Source organism: Chitinophaga cymbidii (assembly GCF_007992715.1).
In the GTDB taxonomy this organism is placed as follows: domain Bacteria; phylum Bacteroidota; class Bacteroidia; order Chitinophagales; family Chitinophagaceae; genus Chitinophaga; species Chitinophaga cymbidii.
On sequence record NZ_BKAU01000001.1, the window covers coordinates 2,657,135 to 2,674,825 of the forward strand.

Annotated in this window: 17 protein-coding genes; 9 read left to right on the forward strand and 8 right to left on the reverse strand. The window is 55.0% G+C overall.

The features are described 5' to 3' along the window. The first annotated feature begins 36 nt into the window (after positions 1-36). The gene (locus tag CCY01nite_RS10955; protein WP_146860673.1) at positions 37-1,233 is read left to right on the forward strand and encodes a phosphoglycerate kinase; all 1,197 of its coding nucleotides are present in this window, start codon (positions 37-39) and stop codon (positions 1,231-1,233) included. 37 nt (positions 1,234-1,270) lie between these two features. Here CCY01nite_RS10955 and CCY01nite_RS10960 read toward each other — a convergent pair whose 3' ends face one another. Then, the gene (locus tag CCY01nite_RS10960) at positions 1,271-2,644 is read right to left on the reverse strand and encodes a dipeptidase (protein ID WP_146860676.1); all 1,374 of its coding nucleotides are present in this window, start codon (positions 2,642-2,644) and stop codon (positions 1,271-1,273) included. A gap of 287 nt (positions 2,645-2,931) precedes the next feature. Beyond that, on the reverse strand, positions 2,932-3,396 hold the full coding sequence (locus CCY01nite_RS10965) for a response regulator (RefSeq protein WP_146860678.1): 465 nt from the start codon (positions 3,394-3,396) through the stop codon (positions 2,932-2,934). A gap of 341 nt (positions 3,397-3,737) precedes the next feature. Here CCY01nite_RS10965 and CCY01nite_RS10970 point away from each other — a divergent pair, with 341 nt between their 5' ends. The 5 genes from CCY01nite_RS10970 (at position 3,738) to CCY01nite_RS10990 (ending at position 7,227) form a co-directional block, all read left to right on the forward strand. Then, positions 3,738-4,316 carry a LemA family protein gene (locus CCY01nite_RS10970; protein ID WP_146860681.1) on the forward strand — a complete coding sequence of 193 codons (579 nt, stop codon included), beginning with the start codon at positions 3,738-3,740 and terminating at the stop codon, positions 4,314-4,316. Positions 4,317-4,412: 96 nt separating this feature from the next. Then, the gene (locus tag CCY01nite_RS10975; RefSeq protein ID WP_146860684.1) at positions 4,413-4,862 is read left to right on the forward strand and encodes a TPM domain-containing protein; all 450 of its coding nucleotides are present in this window, start codon (positions 4,413-4,415) and stop codon (positions 4,860-4,862) included. 6 nt (positions 4,863-4,868) lie between these two features. Continuing rightward, on the forward strand, positions 4,869-5,696 hold the full coding sequence (locus tag CCY01nite_RS26975; protein WP_262713313.1) for a TPM domain-containing protein: 828 nt from the start codon (positions 4,869-4,871) through the stop codon (positions 5,694-5,696). 71 nt (positions 5,697-5,767) lie between these two features. Then, positions 5,768-6,709, forward strand: coding sequence for a hypothetical protein (locus tag CCY01nite_RS10985; RefSeq protein ID WP_146860687.1), 942 nt, complete (start codon positions 5,768-5,770; stop codon positions 6,707-6,709). A 50-nt stretch (positions 6,710-6,759) separates the two neighbouring features. Continuing rightward, on the forward strand, positions 6,760-7,227 hold the full coding sequence (locus CCY01nite_RS10990) for a CHRD domain-containing protein (RefSeq protein ID WP_146860690.1): 468 nt from the start codon (positions 6,760-6,762) through the stop codon (positions 7,225-7,227). A gap of 205 nt (positions 7,228-7,432) precedes the next feature. Here the strand turns inward: CCY01nite_RS10990 and CCY01nite_RS10995 are convergent, their stop codons facing one another. From CCY01nite_RS10995 to CCY01nite_RS11015, 5 genes are all read right to left on the reverse strand, one after another. Then, positions 7,433-8,509: a dipeptidase gene (locus CCY01nite_RS10995; protein WP_146860693.1), complete on the reverse strand. Its 1,077-nt coding sequence runs from the start codon at positions 8,507-8,509 to the stop codon at positions 7,433-7,435. A gap of 20 nt (positions 8,510-8,529) precedes the next feature. Further along, the gene (locus CCY01nite_RS11000; RefSeq protein ID WP_146860696.1) at positions 8,530-9,744 is read right to left on the reverse strand and encodes a D-TA family PLP-dependent enzyme; all 1,215 of its coding nucleotides are present in this window, start codon (positions 9,742-9,744) and stop codon (positions 8,530-8,532) included. 12 nt (positions 9,745-9,756) lie between these two features. Continuing rightward, positions 9,757-10,221, reverse strand: coding sequence for a RidA family protein (locus CCY01nite_RS11005; protein ID WP_146860699.1), 465 nt, complete (start codon positions 10,219-10,221; stop codon positions 9,757-9,759). 17 nt (positions 10,222-10,238) lie between these two features. Then, positions 10,239-11,570: a gluconate:H+ symporter gene (locus CCY01nite_RS11010; protein ID WP_222614342.1), complete on the reverse strand. Its 1,332-nt coding sequence runs from the start codon at positions 11,568-11,570 to the stop codon at positions 10,239-10,241. Positions 11,571-11,796: 226 nt separating this feature from the next. After that, positions 11,797-14,367: a M1 family aminopeptidase gene (locus CCY01nite_RS11015; protein WP_146860702.1), complete on the reverse strand. Its 2,571-nt coding sequence runs from the start codon at positions 14,365-14,367 to the stop codon at positions 11,797-11,799. 114 nt (positions 14,368-14,481) lie between these two features. On the opposite strand from CCY01nite_RS11015, the gene CCY01nite_RS11020 reads away from it, so the two are divergent. From CCY01nite_RS11020 to truA, 3 genes are all read left to right on the forward strand, one after another. After that, positions 14,482-14,982 (forward strand): acyl-CoA carboxylase biotin carboxyl carrier protein subunit, encoded by a 501-nt coding sequence (locus tag CCY01nite_RS11020; protein WP_146860705.1) that lies wholly within the window; start codon positions 14,482-14,484, stop codon positions 14,980-14,982. A 20-nt stretch (positions 14,983-15,002) separates the two neighbouring features. Further along, positions 15,003-16,472, forward strand: coding sequence for a proline and serine-rich protein 1 family protein (locus CCY01nite_RS11025; RefSeq protein ID WP_146860708.1), 1,470 nt, complete (start codon positions 15,003-15,005; stop codon positions 16,470-16,472). A gap of 95 nt (positions 16,473-16,567) precedes the next feature. Continuing rightward, a complete protein-coding gene (gene truA, locus CCY01nite_RS11030; RefSeq protein ID WP_146860711.1) occupies positions 16,568-17,308 on the forward strand; it encodes a tRNA pseudouridine(38-40) synthase TruA in 741 nt (246 codons plus the stop codon). Positions 17,309-17,502: 194 nt separating this feature from the next. Here truA and CCY01nite_RS26755 read toward each other — a convergent pair. Next, a partial coding sequence (locus CCY01nite_RS26755) for a hypothetical protein (protein ID WP_222614343.1) occupies positions 17,503-17,691 on the reverse strand: 189 nt, incomplete at its 5' end.

Genomic DNA, 17,691 nt, shown 5'->3' on the forward strand with positions numbered 1-17,691 from the left:
GTTTTTTTCTTACCTTCCCAACAAAACTTCTTCACTATGAGCAAGTTCTCCGACCACAACTTTGCAGGACAGAAAGCCCTCATCCGCGTGGACTTCAACGTGCCGCTGAACGACCAGTTCCAGATCACGGACGATACCCGCATGCAGGCCGCCGTTCCCACCATCCGGAAAATACTGAAAGACGGTGGCGCCGTGATCCTCATGAGCCACCTCGGCCGCCCGAAAGACGGTCCCACCGATAAATACTCCCTCAAACACCTCGTGAACCACCTCATCAAGCTGCTGAACGGCGCTACCGTGAAGTTCGCGGAGGACTGCATCGGCGAAACGGCTGAAAAGGCCGCCGCCGGCCTGCAAATGGGAGAGGTGCTGCTGCTGGAGAACCTCCGCTTCCACAAACAGGAAGAAAAAGGCGACCGCGCCTTCGCGGAGCAGCTCTCCAAACTGGGCGACGTGTATGTGAACGACGCCTTCGGCACCGCTCACCGCGCACACGCCTCCACGGCCATTATCGCGGAATTCTTCCCCGGTGACAAAAAAATGTTCGGCCTCCTGATGGAAGGAGAGACCAGCAGCGCCGAAAAAGTGCTGCACAACTCCGAAAAGCCCTTCACCGCCATCCTCGGCGGCGCAAAGGTGAGCGACAAAATACTCATCATCGAGAACCTCATGAACAAAGCCGATAACATCATCATCGGCGGCGGCATGGCCTACACCTTCCTGAAAGCGCAGGGCAAAGAGATCGGTAACTCCCTCGTGGAAAACGAGAAGCTGGACCTCGCCAACGAACTGCTGGCAAAGGCAAAGCAGCTGGGCGTGCAGCTCCTCATCCCCGTTGATTCTATTGCGGCGGACAAATTCGCGGAAGACGCCAGTACACAGGAAGTTTCTAACGACAATATCCCCGCCGGCTGGATGGGACTGGACATCGGGCCCAAATCCCGGGAGCTTTTCAGCGAGGTGATCGCGGCATCCAGAACCATTCTCTGGAACGGCCCCATGGGCGTTTTTGAAATGAAACCCTTCCAGGGCGGCACCAAAGCCGTAGCGGACGCTATCGTGAAAGCCACGGCTGGCGGCGCTTTCTCCCTCGTGGGCGGCGGCGACTCCGTAGCGGCGGTCAACAAATTCGGCCTGGCCGAGAAAGTAAGCTACGTGTCCACCGGCGGTGGCGCCATGCTTGAATACTTTGAAGGAAAGGAATTACCCGGCATCGCTGCGGTAAGGAAATAAAAAAGAAAAGCCCCGGTGATAAACCGGGGCTTTTTGATTATTTGGAGGACATCTCCGCAAAATACTGGTGGAAGTAAGGGATCGTTTCAATGCCCTTGTAGAAGTTCTCCAGCCCGTACTTTTCGTTCGGGGAATGGAGGTTATCGCTGTCCAGCCCGAAGCCCATCAACACCGTTTTCAATCCCAGCACTTTTTCGAACAGCGCCACAATGGGAATGCTGCCGCCGCCGCGCACAGGAACCGGCTCTTTGCCGAAGGTCGCGGAAATGGCCTTGCTGGCCGCTTTGAAAGCCACATGGTCGGTCGGCGTTACGTAGGGAGAGCCGCCGTGATGCGCCGTTACCTTTACTTTTACGGATGCAGGGGCTATCTTCTTAAAATGTCCGGCAAACAGGTCGGAGATCTTTTCCCAATCCTGGTTCGGCACCAGGCGCATGGAAATTTTGGCAAACGCTTTGGAAGGCAGTACCGTTTTGGCGCCTTCGCCCGTATAGCCACCCCAGATGCCGTTCACTTCCAGCGTTGGGCGGATGCCCGTTCTCTCAATGGTCGTATAACCTTTTTCGCCCCACAGCTCTTCCACGCCCAGATCAGTCTTATATTCCGCTTCATCGAACGGCGCCTTGTTCAGGTCCGCCCGTTCCGCGGCGCTTAGTTCCTGTACACCGTCGTAGAATCCGGGGATGGTGATGTGGTTGTTATCATCGTGCAGCGAAGCGATCATCTTCGCCAGGATGGTAGCGGGGTTGGCTACTGCGCCGCCGTACACGCCGGAGTGCAGGTCGCGGTTCGGACCGGTCACTTCCACTTCCATGTAAGCAAGGCCACGGAGGCCGGTATCCAGCGAAGGATTTTCCATGCTGATCATGGAGGTGTCGGAGATCAGCACCACGTCCGCTTTCAGGCGTTCTTTATTGTCTTTCAGGAACACGCCGAGGTTGTTGGAGCCTACTTCCTCTTCCCCTTCTATCATGAATTTGATGTTGCAGGGCAGGGTGTTGGTCTTGATCATCGTTTCAAAAGCCTTCACATGCATATAGAACTGGCCTTTATCGTCCGCGCTGCCGCGGGCGAAGATCTTGCCGTCCTTGATCACCGGCTCGAAGGGAGGGCTGGTCCACAGGTCCAGCGGATCGGGCGGCTGTACGTCGTAGTGGCCATATACCAGTACGGTAGGGAGGGAAGGGTCAATGATCTTTTCGCCATATACGATGGGATGGCCGGCCGTGGGGCAAACCTCCACTTTGTCGGCGCCGGCGTCCACCAGGCTTTGTTTCACGGCCTCTGCGCAGCGTTTCGTATCCTCATTGTGGCGGGAATCCGCGCTGACAGAAGGGATGCGCAACAGTTCCAGCAGTTCGTTCAAAAAACGGTCCTTGTGCTGCGCCTGATAATCTTTCCAAACTTGCATGATTGAGCAATTAAACGTTCACGAATGAGCGCAATTTAACGGAAAATGGAAAAGTAACGGTGAATGCCGCACGTTTTTATGGGAAAAAGGGATGTTGGGCCGGCCGGCAGGTCAGGGATGGGGCCGCCGTTGCGTCGCACTCTTCAGCGGTGGTGCGGGGATAGAGCATACCAGAAGTGTAGATCAGGCATGCATAAAGTAGAGATGAAGCATGGACAAGCCTATGGCAAAAGCGCACGATCGCTATGGTTAAAACGCGGATGCTTCATATTAAAAGCGTGGAAAGTCTAGGAGATCAGCTTTTGCCGCAGCAAAAATTCCAGCTTCTCGTTCACGTCCAGCAGTTTTTCGGTCAGCTCGCGGTTCTCCTTGCGCAGGGCGTACACCTCGTACGCCTTCTCGATGTTGTGGCGCAGCTCCTCGTCGTTCCAGGGCTTGGAGAAATATTTGTACACCTGCCCCTTGTTGATCGCGTCAATCACCGCGTTGATGTCCGCGTAGCCGGTCAGCAGCACGCGGATGGGCTCGGGGTACTTGTGCAGGATCGATTCGAAGAATTCGATCCCCGTCATGCGGGGCATGCGCTGATCCGATATAATGATGTGAAATTCATGATCCTCCAGCAATTTGTAGGCATCCTCCGCAGACCCGGCCGTTTGCACCGTATAAATCCTCCTGAAAGAAGCCTTGAACGCATTCAGGTTATGTATTTCATCATCGATATAGAGGATGTGAATGTGTTGTGCACTCATTATTAAACGCAGTAGCTTAATGTAATATAATAAAAATAAATGAGTTATAAACAATGAAAAATTCTGCAAGCGTATCAATAAAAAACAATACAATTGTGCATTCCGTTAACTTGGCACCGGTATAAATCAGCCTCCTTTTATAACCGGGAAATCGATGTCAAACATAATTATTTTTTGTTATTCACTACCCGGATTTTGGTTGATCGCTGTGAGTTGCTTCGTAAGCGCTGGAACTTAGCCGGTTAACGCAGTGTTATTTGAACCTTGTTTTTGCGCTTTCCGTTATTTCTTGTAGGTTTGACTATACCCGTTACCTAACATTATTAAAAACAAGATAGAAAATGAAAACAGGCATCATTGTAATCATCGTCCTCGCACTCGTGGGATTTTGGGGTTGCAGCAGTTACAACGGAGTGGTAAAGAAAGATGAAGTAGTGCAAAAGGCATGGGGAAATGTAGAAACACAGTATCAGCGCAGGGCGGACCTGATCGACAACCTGGTGAGCACCGTAAAGGGTTCCGCCAAGTTTGAGCAGGAAACGCTGACCGGCGTGATCGAAGCGCGCGCCAAAGCCACTTCCGTGCAGGTGAACGCGAATGATCTCAGCCCCGAGAAGATCGCCCAGTTCCAGCAGGCGCAGGGTGAGCTGTCCGGCGCACTGAGCCGTTTGCTCGTAAGCGTGGAAAGATATCCCGAGCTGCGCACAACCGAACAATTCCAGACGCTCATGGCGCAGCTGGAAGGTACGGAGAACAGGATCGCCGTGGCCAGGAATGATTTCAACTCCGCCGTTAACACATACAACAGCAGCGTACGCTCCTTCCCCACGAACCTGGTGGCCGGCCTCGGCGGCTTCCAGCAGAAAGGGTACTTCAAGGCCGCGGAAGGGTCGGACAAAGCACCGAAGGTGCAGTTCTAAGGGACGCCCGTTATCAACCGTTATTTTAACAGCCGCTTGCGGATGCCGGCCCATTTTTAAAGCCGGCGTCCGCAAAGGCATTTTATAAACAGGATCATGTTCCCATTTAAAAAGAAGGAACTTTTTACCGAAGAGGAAAAATCCCGGGTCGTACAGGCCATCCGGCAAGCTGAACGTCTTACCTCCGGTGAGATAAGGCTGTTCGTGGAAAGCCATTGCAAGTACGTAGACCCGATGGACCGGGCGCAGGAAGCATTTCTCTCCCTCGGCATGGAAAAAACGAAACAACGTAACGGCGTACTGCTGTATATCGCCATGCGCGACCACCAGTTCGCCATCCTGGGCGACCAGGGCATCCATGAAAAAGTAGGCAATGATTTCTGGCAGCAGGAAGCCCTCTTGCTCAAAACACATTTTTCCGGAAACAGGATCATTGAAGGAATAGAGGTATGTGTGAAAGAGATCGGAGAATCCCTTTATCATTATTTCCCGTACGAATCCGGCGATCAGAACGAACTGCCGGACGACATCGTTTTCGGGAAATAAACAGGAATGAATCACAAGCAACAAACAATGAAGTTTACCCGCTGGTTATTATTATGGACGCTCCTGATCATTGGTTCCGGTGCAAGCGCACAGGAAGAGGAGTGGATGAGAAAACCCAATCCTCCGCGTCTCGTAAACGACTTTGCCAACGTGCTCGTGCAATCGGAAGTACAGGCGCTGGAAAGGAAACTGGTCGCTTACAGCGACAGCACCTCCAACCAGATCGCGATCGTTATCATCGGAACAACCGGTAATTACGATATTTCGGAATTATCGCTGAAGATATTGCGGGACTGGGGCATCGGCACGGAGAAGAACAACGGTATTGTGATCATGGTGGCGAAAGACGACCGCCGTATGAGAATAGAAGTAGGTTATGGGCTGGAGGGCGCGGTGCCTGATGCGATCGCATGGGGCATTGTTGACGATGTCCTCAAACCCAATTTCCGGCAGGAACATTATTACCAGGGCCTGGATGAGGCGGTGGACAAGATCATGCAGGCCGCGGCCGGCGAATATAAAGGCGTTCCCCGCAGCAAACCCGGCCCCAGTGGCGGCAACATCATCGGGATCATCATCATCGCGCTCATCATCCTGTTCTTCCTTGGACGGGGCGGCGGAGGCCGCGGCGGTGGCGGCAGGGTGATCAGCCGCCGTGGCGACAGCATCTTCGGTGGTATCCTCGGCGGTATGATCGGCAGCTCTCTCGGCCGTGGCGGATGGTCCGGCGGCGGTGGTGGCTTCGGAGGCGGAGGATTCGGTGGTGGCGGTGGCGGCTTCGGCGGCTTTGGAGGAGGCTCCGGCGGCGGTGGCGGCGCCAGCGGCAGCTGGTAAAAAGTCAGTATCAATTTCAGTTACGGATTGATCACTGGCGGATCGATCTGTAACTGAAAATTTTATAGGATATGATACTGCACATTCTCAATGGCGACGCAACCCGCGAAATATTCGAGCATAGCGGCCTGAAAGGCGATGTACTGGTCTGGCGCGAGATGCTCTGCGAAGGGAAGGCCCCCGCTACACAGGACCTGCCCCGGTTCTTCGAGGAAAGAGCGGCGCATCTTCAGCAGGAGTATGGCATCGACCGGAAAACTTACCTGGACTCCATCGGCGAAGACTATAAAAAGCTCGGGCAGGCAACCGCCTACAACGAGATCGTACTCTGGTTTGAATTCGACCTCTTTTGCCAGGTCAACATGATATTTATCCTCTACTACCTCAAAAAACTGAACCCCATACTTCCTCCCGTTAGCATCGTACAACTCGAAGAACATCCGGACGTGCCCAATTTCCGCGGCCTCGGCATGCTTCGGCCGGAGCACCTGCCACCGCTGTTCGGAGAACGGGAATACCTGCAGGACGAAGACTGGCAGCTGGCCACCGAAGCATGGGAGGCTTACCGCTCCGACGATCCCCTGCGGCTGGAACAGCTCAGCTACCGCTACACCGAACGGTTGCCGTACCTCGGCACCGCTTTGCAGGCGCATCTCAAACGCCTGCCCAACGCGGAAAACGGCCTGAATGCCGTGGAGCATTTTCTGCTGGACCGGCTAGCGCTCGGCAAACTGCGCGAACGCGACCTGTATTACCAGTTCTGGGATGAGCTGAAGATCTACGGTTTCGGGGATTTTCAGCTGGACATCTACACGCAGCGCCTGCAACGCGCTGGCGTGGTGCAGCGTAATGACGAAATGCTGTATCTCACCGGCCTCGGCGAAGAAGTATTGAACAGCGAAGAAAATTACCTGTCCTTTGCCAGCCAGCGCAATATTTGGATCGGCGGTATTCCGCTGGACGATACCCCCTGGCGCTGGGATGAAGAAGAAGGCAAAGTAGTGCACTCCTGATCAGGCAACCCTTTCCCGCTCCCGCCCGTATTCTCCGGAAAACGAGCACTATGAAAAATTTACACACCCTGGTATTTATCGTTATGGGCCTGTTCTGCCTGCTGGCCGTAGCGTGCAAGAAGGACAAGGACGATAATACCTACCGCGTTATGAATGCCCCGATGAGCGGTGCGCAGGAGAACCCTGCCGTGACCACTACTGCCAGCGGCAGCTTTGACGCCAATTATGATCCCGCCTCCAAAAAAATGAATATCACAGTGCGCTGGCAGGGCCTCAGCGGCAATGCCACGCTGATGCACATTCACGGTCCCGCTGCAGTGGGAGTAAATGCCGGCGTGCTCCAGAACTTCGCTACATTGTTTACACCCACTACTTCCGGGAGCTTTTCCTCCAGCTTCGTGCTCAACGGCACCACGCAAACAGAAGCCGATCTGCTGGGCGGCCTGTGGTACGTGAACATTCATACTGCGGATCACCCCGGCGGAGAGATCCGCGGGCAGATAGTGCTCACGAACTGATACACGACATTCCTTTCCAATTTCTGATTGTATAAAAAAGACGAACGGGAGTTCTCTCCTGTTCGTCTCTTTGTGCGCTGCAGCAACAGTGGGTTCCGTTCCGGCGGCCTGTTCAGGTTAACGCCCTGCCGCTAATGCTTGCCGCTTGTGCAGATCGATGCACCGTGTTGCTTAATGCTCCTGCCGCTCAGACCGATGACAGCACTCAATTCCACGTTTCCAGCAGGAACCGTATCCAGTTCTTATGCGTGATATTGTCGATGTCCTCCGCTGTAAACCCTCTTTCTTTCAGTATTTCCGGCAGCTTTTGCAGGTCCGCGATCGTGTTGAGGTCTTTAGGCGTTTGTTCCGTACCGAAAGCGCCATCGAGGTCCGAACCGATGGCGGCGTGCTGGCTGTTGCCCGCCAGCTGGCAGATGTGATCGATATGATCGGCGACATGCTGCAGCGAAACCCCGGTTTGCTCCGGCGTGCTTTTGCCGCGCTGCCATCCGGGAATCAGCATCCAGGCATCGAGCGCCGTGCCGATCACGGCGCCGCGTTGAATGAGCAGGGAGAACTGTTCGTCCGAGAACTGGCGGTTGTGCGGCACCAGCGCGCGGCTGTTATGGTGGCTGGCCCATACGGGGCCGGTGTAATGGTCCATTGCTTCGTAGAAGGAAGTATCGCAGAGGTGCGTGGCATCCAGGATGATGCCGAAGCGTTCCAGTTCTTTCAGCAGTGCGCGGCCTTTGGTGCCCAGCCCGCCGTCGGAATCCGTGCCGAAGGCGTAAACGCCGGGGCCGTAATGTGCGGGGCCAACGGCGCGCAGGCCGGAGGCATAGGCTTTTTCCACGCAGGCCAGCTCGCAGAATGAATCGGCGCCTTCGAGGCTGAGGATAAAGCCTACCGGCAGGGAGCTGGTATCGGTGGCGGTTTCCCATAGCTTCAGGTGAGCCGACAGTTCCGCCGCGTTGGTGATCTGTTTCATTTCGCCTTTTGCTTCCATTGCCTGGTACCAGGCGAGCTGACCCTGTGTCTGTGCCCAGGCCTGTTCCTGTGAATGCCAGCCCGGCAGCGGATTGTCCAGCCCCACATACCGCGCGATCTGCGTGGCAACGCAGAGGCCAATACGGCCTTTCCGCATTTCAGGCAGGGAAACGGTGCCGCGTCCGCGGTCCGGTTTATCGGTGAGATTTTTTTCGCGGTCGCGGATGGCGGAGATGGACTTCGTAAGGTCACGGTTCCATTCCAGCGCATTCATGCTGAGGTCAAGATGTGCATCGAAAATAAAAGGGTGCATAGGTTATCTGGTTGAATTCGTTACAGCAGCCGCCTTCCCCTGGTGATAGGCCAGGTGCCGGCAAGGGCGCCGTTCTCAATGATTTGTGCTTCGTTATATAAAGCCACCGTGGGGCAGATATGCCAGGGCGTTCCGTACAGGATGTCACCTACCTTGAAACGATCTGCCAGCGGCGTTTTCACCACCAGGTGCTCTTCGCTTTGCGAGATCACTTCGTAGTCCGGCAGCTCGTGGAAGAAAACCCTTTTGGTGATGGGGTTTTCGGCAGATACTGCTTTATGCCCCAAGTCCAGCGTAATATGGCCGGGCTGCGGTTTGGAGATTACACGGGTGAGCAGGAGTGCCGCGGTGACAAACGGCTGATCCGGCAGGCCGCTGCCGTAGCCTTCATCCCAGAGGATGCAGGTGCCGGGGCTGCAGGTGAGCCTGATGTTGCCTGGCAAAGCGTTTGTTGAACCGGACATGTCTGCCGCCCGTTTTGCATGCATGGGAAAGGTAGGCGAGCCGCCCGCAATGATCTCCACGTCCCCCATCTTTGCCGCGAGAGCGGCCACAGGAGCGAACGCCGCTTCACATTGCTGTGCGCGCGCAGCCGGATCACGGTCGCGGATATGCCCGTCATACGCATGCAGGCCAAGGCATTTTACGTGGCTGAGGGATTGCAGTTGCTCATATAGTTCGAATGCTTTTTCTACGGGAATGCCGGTGCGGTGCATGCCGCTGTCGATGTCGATGTAGACGTTCGCGGTGAGGTCCGCCTTCTGAACCGGTTCTGTCGCAAAGTGATCGCGGGCAGGGTGGTCTACGTCATCCAGCAGATGTCCTGCGGCAAAGGATTCCTCTGATGGATGGAATATCTGTTGCAGCAGCTTTGCGGAATCCATATTATCCACCAGCGAAGAAAATCTTATGCGCGGGTATTGCTGCGCCAGTTTTGCGAAGCTTTCCGCCACGGGTGAGTTCAGCTGGTAGGCGAGCAGGATGTCGCTTGCGCCCGCTTCGGCGAGCATTTGCGCTTCCGCGAAGGTGGCGCATTTAAAACGATGAATGCCCTTTTCGATCTGCATCTGCACGATGGGCTTCATCTTGTGCGTTTTTACATGCGGCATGAGGCGCGCGGCGCCCGCCATTTCAATCATCCTGTTGATGTTCTCCGCTACCTGCTGCGGGTAGACCATCAGTGCCGGAGAGGCCACTGTTGCGGGGTCTGTCAGGTGATACCAGTCTGCTTGCATCCTGAAAAAATATTAATCTGCCAGTTCAAAAACAGCTTCGATCTCTACCGTGATATTATCCGGCAGGGAACCCATGCCCACGGCGCTGCGTACGCCCACGCCGTTCTCCTGCCCCCATATCTTGGCGAACAATTCGCTGCAGCCGTTGATCACATAGGGATGTTTTCCGAAATCCGGCGTGGCGTTCACCATGCCCAGCACCTTGATCACCCGTTTGATCCTGTCGAGGGAGCCAAGCTGGCTGACGAGGGTGGAAAGAATGGTAAGCCCTACCTGCTGCGCGGCGAGCCTGGCGCCGTCCGCATTCACTTCCAGGCCGGCCTTGCCGAAGAGGAGGGAACCGTCGTCCAGCACGGGGCCGTGGCCGGATACATAAACGAGGTTGCCAACGATCAATAGCGGTTTATATACGCCTTTGGGTGCGGGTGCGGGCGGGAGGTTCAATCCTAGGGCTGCGAAATTCTCTGCTGCGGTCATCTGATTTTTATCTAAAGTTATCCAATAAATTGTTCTAATACCAAAACTCCGAGCAATCCGCATACGGATACGATGGTTTCCATGACGGACCAGGTGGCGAAGGTCTGTTTGATGCTGAGGTTGAAATATTCCTTGAACAGCCAGAAGCCGCCGTCGTTCACATGCGAGAACATGAGGCTGCCCGCGCCGATGGACAGCACCATCAGCTCCGGATGTACCACCTGCTGCTGTATCAGCGGGAGCAGAATGCCCACCGTTGTTAAGCCCGCCACGGTAGCGGACCCTACGCAAACCCTGATCACCGCGGAGATCAGCCAGCCCAGCACGAGCGGGGATACCGGCAGGTCTTTCAGTGCTTCGCCGATGTAGGTGTTGATGCCGCCGTCTTTGATCACCTGCATGAAAACGCCGGCGCCGGCGATGATCAGCATGACCGGTGTGATGTCTTTCAATGCCTGTTCGATGGATTTCATGACGGCTTTTACCGGTTGCCCGCGGCGGACGCCGAGAAAGTAGATGGCTACGAGTACGGACAGCAGCATGGCGATATTGGGATCGCCGATGAAGTTGACGGTCCTGTGCAGAACGGAGCCTTCCTGCATCACGGGCGCCAGGGCCGTGGTAATGGTCAGCAGGATGAGCGGCAGCAGGGCGGTGGCGAGGCTGATGCCCAGCCCCGGCATGTCTTTCTCCTCGCGGAAAGTGATATTCAGCAGTCCCTGTTCCGGGGTGATGTTCATTTTTTTCAGTGTGCGCCCGAATACCGGGCCGGCCAATGCGATGGTAGGGATGGAAATGATGAGCCCGTACAGCAATGTTTTACCGATGTCCGCCCCGAGCTGCTGGCTGATGGCGGTAGGGGAAGGATGAGGCGGCAGGAACCCGTGCGCGGTTGACAAGGCGGAGATCATGGGAATGCCGATGTACAGCAGCGGCAGGCGTGTAGACATGCCCGTTGCAAAGATCAGCGGCACCACGATCACAAAGCCCGCGGTATAGAACATCGGGATGCCCACCAGCAGCCCCGCGAGCGCCATGCCCCACTGTATATGCCGGACGCCGAAAATGCGCACCATCGAAGAGGTGATCTGCTGTGCCGCCCCGCTGTCCGCCACCAGCTTGCCAAGCATGGCGCCGAAGCCGAGGATGGTCACCAGCGATCCGAGCGTACTGCCGATACCGTTAGAAATGGCGAGCCCGATCGCCGGGCCGGACATATTACAGGCCAGCGCCAGTACGATGCTGACGATCAGGAAGGAAATGAACGTGTCCAGCTTCACCCAAAGGATCAGCAGGATCAGCAACAGGATAGCGGCGATAACATATATCAAGGGCAGGAATGCAGACATGGGCTTGTGGAATTTACTCAATATAGGAAATCGTGTTTAAAAGAGGAAGCATAAAAAACAGGCAGCCCCCGTTGCCGGAAACTGCAAATGCAGAAATGTGCAAGACAACAAGAGGAAGCATAAAAAAACAGGCAGCCCCCGTTGCCGGAAACTGCCTGCAAATGTTGAAGAGTGCGACGCAACGGCGGCTGAAAAACGATCCGCCGCCGGCTACCCCCTTATTTTACTACTCTTTCGAGCTGTCTTTTATTTTCTGCGCGGCCTTTGTTGCATGGTCCGCCTGCTTCGTCAATTCTGCTTTCAGCGTGGCGTCAGCGGTGGCGGCCTCTTTCCGTTTTTTCTCGGCGATGGGCGTGAGCAGGTTGATGACGTAATTGTTCACCCAGCTGTTGTTGAAGCCGGTCACCACGTCCACGATCTGGTCGATGCCTTTGGTCACCAGCTCGGTATCGTTCACGTTCGCGAGGATGTTCAGGTACATGATGGCGGCGCCGATCTTTTCCTGGCCGGTGGATTCTTCCAGCTGTTTCGCGAAGTAGGGCACGTCGCTCACATCGCCGTTTTTCGCGTATACGTTGGCGATGCCGCTGCTCAGCAAACCTTTCGCATCCTTTTCCATGGCCTTCGCCAGGCTGTATGCCTTTTTGATGTCCAGCTCCGCGAGGGCGTTCAGCGCGGTGCCTTCCACGAGGTAGGAGCGGTCTTTCAGCGCGGCTTCGAACAGGGGCGCATAGCTGGAATCTTTCAGCCTGCCGAGCTGCTTGAGTGCGGCGGCGCGTACCTGCGAGTGCTTGTCGTTTTTCGCAAGATCAAGCAGGATGGGCATGGCGGCGGTTTTTATCTCGTTGTTGTCCAGCTTCAGGCCGCCGATGGTCAGCGAGCGCAGCCCTTCATACGGATCTTTCATAGCGGCGATCACGGTGGCGCGTGCGGCGGGATTGCTGGTCTGCTGTTTCAGGCAGGCTTCGATGGCCTCGCGGCGGTCCAGGTACTGCGGCGCGTTCTTGTACTGGAACACGTAGCTGTTCAGGTCGCGGCGGTCCGTTTTTTTCAGGATCAGCACTTTGTCCGCGTCCACATTGATGAAGTCGGGCTTGCTACTGACAGTGAAAGAGAAGGTATCTGCTTTTTCCGTGAGGCGGATGTTGTGGCGTTCTTTTTTGCCGCCGGCGTAGATGTCGATGCTCATGGGCAGATCGAATACCTTGTCGCCCGTCTGTTTCAGGATCACTTTTGCGGTGCCGGCCTGGCTGTAGTCGTAGCGGACATCCAGCTCGGGATAGCCCTGGCCGAAGTACCACTGGTTAAAGAACCAGTTCATGTCTTCGCCGGTCACTTCTTCCATGGCGAGGCGCAGGTGGTGCGATTCCGTGGCCTTGAATGCGTTCTGCTTCAGGTACAGGTTGAGCGCTTTGAAGAAAGCCTCGTCGCCCACGTAATTGCGCAGCATATGCAGGATGCGCCCGCCTTTCTGGTAGCTCACCTGGTCGAACATATTCTCTTTGTCGTGATAATGGAACCTTACCAGGTGCCGGTCGCCCTGGAATTCCGCCATTTCGAGATAGCTGTTCAGGGCGTTGTAGGCGTGTTCGTCCGCCGCATCTTTACCGAATTTATGTTCGAACCAGAGGTATTCGCTGTAGTCCGCGAAAGACTCGTTCATGGTGAGGTTGCTCCAGGACTCGCAGGTGGCGAGGTCGCCGAACCAGTGGTGGAACAGCTCGTGCGCAATAACGGATTCGCCTAAACGATCGTCATCGTCCAGCAGCTCGCGGTCTGTTTTCTGGAGGAAATCGCCGTGAATGGTGGCGGTGGTGTTCTCCATGGCGCCGGAAACGTAGTCGCGCACCACGATCTGGGAGTATTTCACCCAGGGGTAGTCGTAGCCGAGCAGTTTGGAAAAGAAGGTCATCATTTCGGGCGTATTGCCGAAGATGGCTTTTGCATGCGGGGCGTATTCCTTTTCCACGTAGTAGTTCACCTGTTTGTCGCGCCATTTGTCTTTCACCACGGCAAAGTCGCCTACCGCCATCATAAAGAGGTAGGGAGCGTGGGGGAGGTCCATGCGCCAGGTGTCTGTACGGGTGCCGTCTGCGTTATTTTTTTGTGCGGACAGCCGGCCGTTGGAGAGGGTGACATATTTTTTCTCCACGGTCATGCTGATCTCGGAAGTTGTTTTCTGGTTTGTTTTGTCGATGGTGGGGAACCATACGGAGGAGGCTTCCGTTTCGCCCTGCGTCCATATCTGGATGGGCTTTTTGGGATCTTTGCCGTCCGGGTTGATGAAGTAAAGACCTTTGGCGTCGGTGATGGCGTTGCTGCCTTTTACTTCCAGCTCGTCCGGCTTGGCGGTATATTCGACGAAAACCGTATAAGATTCGGTGTTTTTGTACGTTTTATTGAGTTGAACGCGGATCTGCTGTCCGTCGTATTCGTATTTCAGCGGAGTTTGCTTCGCGGTTCTCAGCAGCAGTTCGGTGGGCTTTGCGGAGGAGCCGGTTTGCACGAGGGACACCTGCTTTACGTCCATGCCTTTGGCGTCGAGCGTGAGGCTGTCGGTGGGATAAAAGTGCGGTTTCAGTACGATCCAGGCTTTCCCGTAGAGGTAGCGTTTGGCGTAGTCGAACTTCACATCCAGTTTTGTGTGCACCAGGTTATTGATCTTGGTGGGCGTTGCCCGGTAGATTTTGAGTGCCGGGTCTTCCTGGCTGGATTGTGCCTGCGCTCCCGCTGTCAGCGTCGCGAAGAGGAGGCCGGTCAGCAGTATGCGCCATGATTTTTGAAAGTGGTGCTGCATGCAATTGTTATTTTGAACAAAAATAGTCCCCTGTGTTGAGGGGAAGGGTCAAATTTAAACAAATGGCCCAAATACGACGCAAGCGGTTAAAATTGTTATTTTTGGATCATTATTATGATAAAAGCAATTGTAAACGGCTCGATGCCGTTCGAGATCACCAGTGAGGGCAACGAAATATCATGTGACGGGAAGAAGGCCGCGTGGAGTGCTGAGGCCCTGCCCTCCGGCGGTTACAGCATCCTGATGGACGGGAAAAGTTATGTGGCGCAGGTGATGAAAACCGACCGTGAGGCGCGTACCGTAACGCTACAGCTGGGGCAGGATGTGTTTGAGGTGAAGCTGGAAGAGCCGATGGACCGCCTTTTGGCCGCCATGGGGATTTCCGGGGCATCGTCCCGCAAGCTGAACGACATTAAGGCGCCGATGCCCGGCATGGTGCTGAAGGTGCTGGTTTCACCCGGACAGGCCATCAGCAAGGGAGATCCGGTGCTGATACTGGAAGCGATGAAAATGGAGAATGTTTTCAAATCCCCGTCAGACGCCGTCGTGAAGGAAGTGAAGGTGACGGAGCGGAAAGCGGTGGAAAAAGGGGAAATATTAATTGTGCTGGAATAATATTTGTTAGTAGTAACGCTATGTATCGATCCAAGTTAAAGCTGTTATATCTTTTCTTCGCCCTGTTGCTGGCAGGCCGCCTGTCTGCGCAGGACCCCTCGTATTTTGTGTATATCCAGCATGAGAAGCATCAGCCCTTCTATGTGAAGCTGAACGGGAAGGTGATCAGCTCCTCGGCGAAAGGGTACGTGATACTGCCCAAATTGTCCAAAGGCAAAGTGCCGGTGACCATCGGCTTTCTGAAGAACGAGCTGCCGGAGCAGGAGTATACGCTGCGTATCACCGGCCAGCGGGATTATGGCTACCTGCTGAAGAACACCCAGGATAAAGAATTTGCTTTATATGATCTGCAGACCTTTGCCACGCTGATGCCGGCAGGCGCCGGCGCAAGCTTCGCCGCACCCGCAGCTGAAGGGGAGGTGTCTGTAACGCGCATTTCCGACGATACGGCGAGTGCGGAAACGAAGGAGATGATGGACAATGTGCAGGCGGACGTGCAGGCCGCGCTGGCAAAAGCCACTACGGATACGGCTCCACCTGCCGCTCCGGTAAAGAAAAGCAGCTTTGCCGAAGCGCTGGATAAAGTGGTGAAAGACGACCGGCCGGACGATATGCCGCTTGAACTGGCAAAGCCGGTGACCAAACCGGCGGAGCAACCGGTGATCGAAACGGTTGCCAGCGTGGATACGCCGGCGACAGACGAACCGGTGAAGAAACGAAACAAGCGGAAGGAGCGGAAAGAAAGAGCGGCATTGACGGAAGAGGAAAAGGCTTTGCTGAGCAGTGTGATGGAAGATGAAAAGCAGGCCGCTGCCGAAGAAGCGCTGAAAGAGGCCGCGGCGGAAGAAGTGGCCGTTGCCGAGCCTGTTGAGGAGGCAGTTCCAGACCCTGCCCCTGCTCCTAAGAAAGAAAAGAAAGCAAAGAAGAAGAAAGATCAGCCCGAGCCTGAATTTATAGATTTCGGTGAAACGGGGGCTGCTGCTGCCGCTGCTTCGACGGAGAAGCCCGCGGAGATAGTAGCAGAGAGCATCCCGGAGATCAGCGCAAAGGAAGCGCGGGAGGCCAAAAGGGAGAAAAGAAGGGTAGAGCGGGAAGCGGCGGAACGCGCGGCGTTTGTGCGGGACAGTATCGCCAACTCTGAATTTGCGTCCGTACCCGAAGAAGCGGAGCGGAAACGGGTGAAAATGGTCAATTCCGACTGCCAGAAAGTGCTGGAAACAGACGATTTCCGCAAGCTGCTCCGCACGATGAACAGCCGGAAAACCGATGAGGATATGGTGGACGCCTTCAGAAGAGGCACCCGTTCCGTTTGCGTGAGCAGCGAGCAGGTGCGCGCGCTGGCGCTGCTGATCTCAACGGAGGAGAACCGCTACCAGCTGCTGGATGCGGCGTATCCGCGGACCTATGATTCACAGAATTTCTCCGGCCTGGGCGACCTGTTGAAAGACGATTATTACAAAGGCCGGTTCAAGGCAATGGTCAAGAAATAGCGCATCCCCGCGATGTGCAGATATACATGAATGGTGAATGACGGACAGGCGTTGTTCACCATTTGTCGTTTTAAATTTCCCTACTTTCGCGTTCCATGGCCAGGTATTTTATTGAAGTAGCTTATATGGGTGCGCGTTACAGCGGTTTCCAGGTACAGGAGAACGCGGTGACGGTGCAGTCGGAAATAGACCGTGCAGCGGGTTTGCTGCTGCGGGAGCGGGTGGTGACCACGGGCTCCAGCCGTACGGATGCGGGCGTGCATGCGCGGCAGAACTTCCTGCATTTTGACACGGAGCAGGCGCTGCATCCGCAGTTTGTGTACAAGATGAATGCGATCCTGCCGCAGGACATTGTGGTGAAGGGGGTGTATCCCGTGGATGATGCGCTGCACAGCCGTTTTGCGGCAACGGGGCGGGCGTATGAATATACGTTGTATACGGTGAAAGATCCTTTTATGACGGACCGCGGATACTTTTATCCGTACCGGATGGATATGGAGCAGTTGCGGGCGGCGGCGGATATCTTGCGGGGGTATATCGACTTCAGCACTTTTTCGAAGCGCAACACGCAGGTGAAGACTTTTAATTGCAGGATCTCGGAGTCGAGGTGGACGGAGCAGGATCACCGTATAGTCTATAACGTTAGCGCCAACCGTTTTTTGCGGGGGATGGTACGGGGGCTTGTGGGTACGATGTTGCGGGTGGGGCGGGGGAAGCTGACGCTGGACGGGTTCCGGGAAGTGATTGAAAGCAGGGACTGTACGAAGGCGGATTTTGCGGTGCCACCGCAGGGTTTGTGCCTGATGCGGGTGATGTATCCGGAGGGTTTGTTTTAGGTGTTTTTGGGAGGTTCGAAAAAAATATTCTGAAAACATTTGGAAGTGATGATAAAAAGTTTCTACCTTTGCATCCCGCTAACACGGAAAACAGATAGTTCTTTACAGTTTTTTCTTCCTTACGCACGGCGCAAATCTTCGCTGGCCGTGGTTTTCCGGGGTTATCATCATCTTGAAATGATCGAAAAAATACTTCAGAAAAAGTTTGGATGAAATTTGGATGAAATAAAAAACTCTTCTACCTTTGCACTCCCATCGAAACAACGATGGAAAGTTCTTGGAAAAATGAAAGTTAAAGATGTAAGCGAACGGCTTGGAGGTTCATAACCTTGACATCTTGCAGGAGCCGGGAATTGGACAGCAGTCATGCTGGCTACCCGGCG

Excerpts from the sequence above, each read along its gene's own strand:
- CCY01nite_RS11020 (WP_146860705.1), top strand. The coding sequence starts at position 14,482 with ATGATAAAAGCAATTGTAAACGGCTCGATGCCGTTCGAGATCACCAGT.
- CCY01nite_RS11015 (WP_146860702.1), bottom strand. The coding sequence starts at position 14,367 with ATGCAGCACCACTTTCAAAAATCATGGCGCATACTGCTGACCGGCCTC.
- CCY01nite_RS11005 (WP_146860699.1), bottom strand. The coding sequence starts at position 10,221 with ATGACCGCAGCAGAGAATTTCGCAGCCCTAGGATTGAACCTCCCGCCC.
- CCY01nite_RS10975 (WP_146860684.1), top strand. The coding sequence starts at position 4,413 with ATGTTCCCATTTAAAAAGAAGGAACTTTTTACCGAAGAGGAAAAATCC.
- CCY01nite_RS10955 (WP_146860673.1), top strand. The coding sequence starts at position 37 with ATGAGCAAGTTCTCCGACCACAACTTTGCAGGACAGAAAGCCCTCATC.
- CCY01nite_RS10985 (WP_146860687.1), top strand. The coding sequence starts at position 5,768 with ATGATACTGCACATTCTCAATGGCGACGCAACCCGCGAAATATTCGAG.
- CCY01nite_RS10995 (WP_146860693.1), bottom strand. The coding sequence starts at position 8,509 with ATGCACCCTTTTATTTTCGATGCACATCTTGACCTCAGCATGAATGCG.
- CCY01nite_RS11010 (WP_222614342.1), bottom strand. The coding sequence starts at position 11,570 with ATGTCTGCATTCCTGCCCTTGATATATGTTATCGCCGCTATCCTGTTG.
- CCY01nite_RS10970 (WP_146860681.1), top strand. The coding sequence starts at position 3,738 with ATGAAAACAGGCATCATTGTAATCATCGTCCTCGCACTCGTGGGATTT.
- CCY01nite_RS10960 (WP_146860676.1), bottom strand. The coding sequence starts at position 2,644 with ATGCAAGTTTGGAAAGATTATCAGGCGCAGCACAAGGACCGTTTTTTG.
- CCY01nite_RS11000 (WP_146860696.1), bottom strand. The coding sequence starts at position 9,744 with ATGCAAGCAGACTGGTATCACCTGACAGACCCCGCAACAGTGGCCTCT.
- truA (WP_146860711.1), top strand. The coding sequence starts at position 16,568 with ATGGCCAGGTATTTTATTGAAGTAGCTTATATGGGTGCGCGTTACAGC.
- CCY01nite_RS10965 (WP_146860678.1), bottom strand. The coding sequence starts at position 3,396 with ATGAGTGCACAACACATTCACATCCTCTATATCGATGATGAAATACAT.
- CCY01nite_RS10990 (WP_146860690.1), top strand. The coding sequence starts at position 6,760 with ATGAAAAATTTACACACCCTGGTATTTATCGTTATGGGCCTGTTCTGC.
- CCY01nite_RS26975 (WP_262713313.1), top strand. The coding sequence starts at position 4,869 with ATGAATCACAAGCAACAAACAATGAAGTTTACCCGCTGGTTATTATTA.
- CCY01nite_RS11025 (WP_146860708.1), top strand. The coding sequence starts at position 15,003 with ATGTATCGATCCAAGTTAAAGCTGTTATATCTTTTCTTCGCCCTGTTG.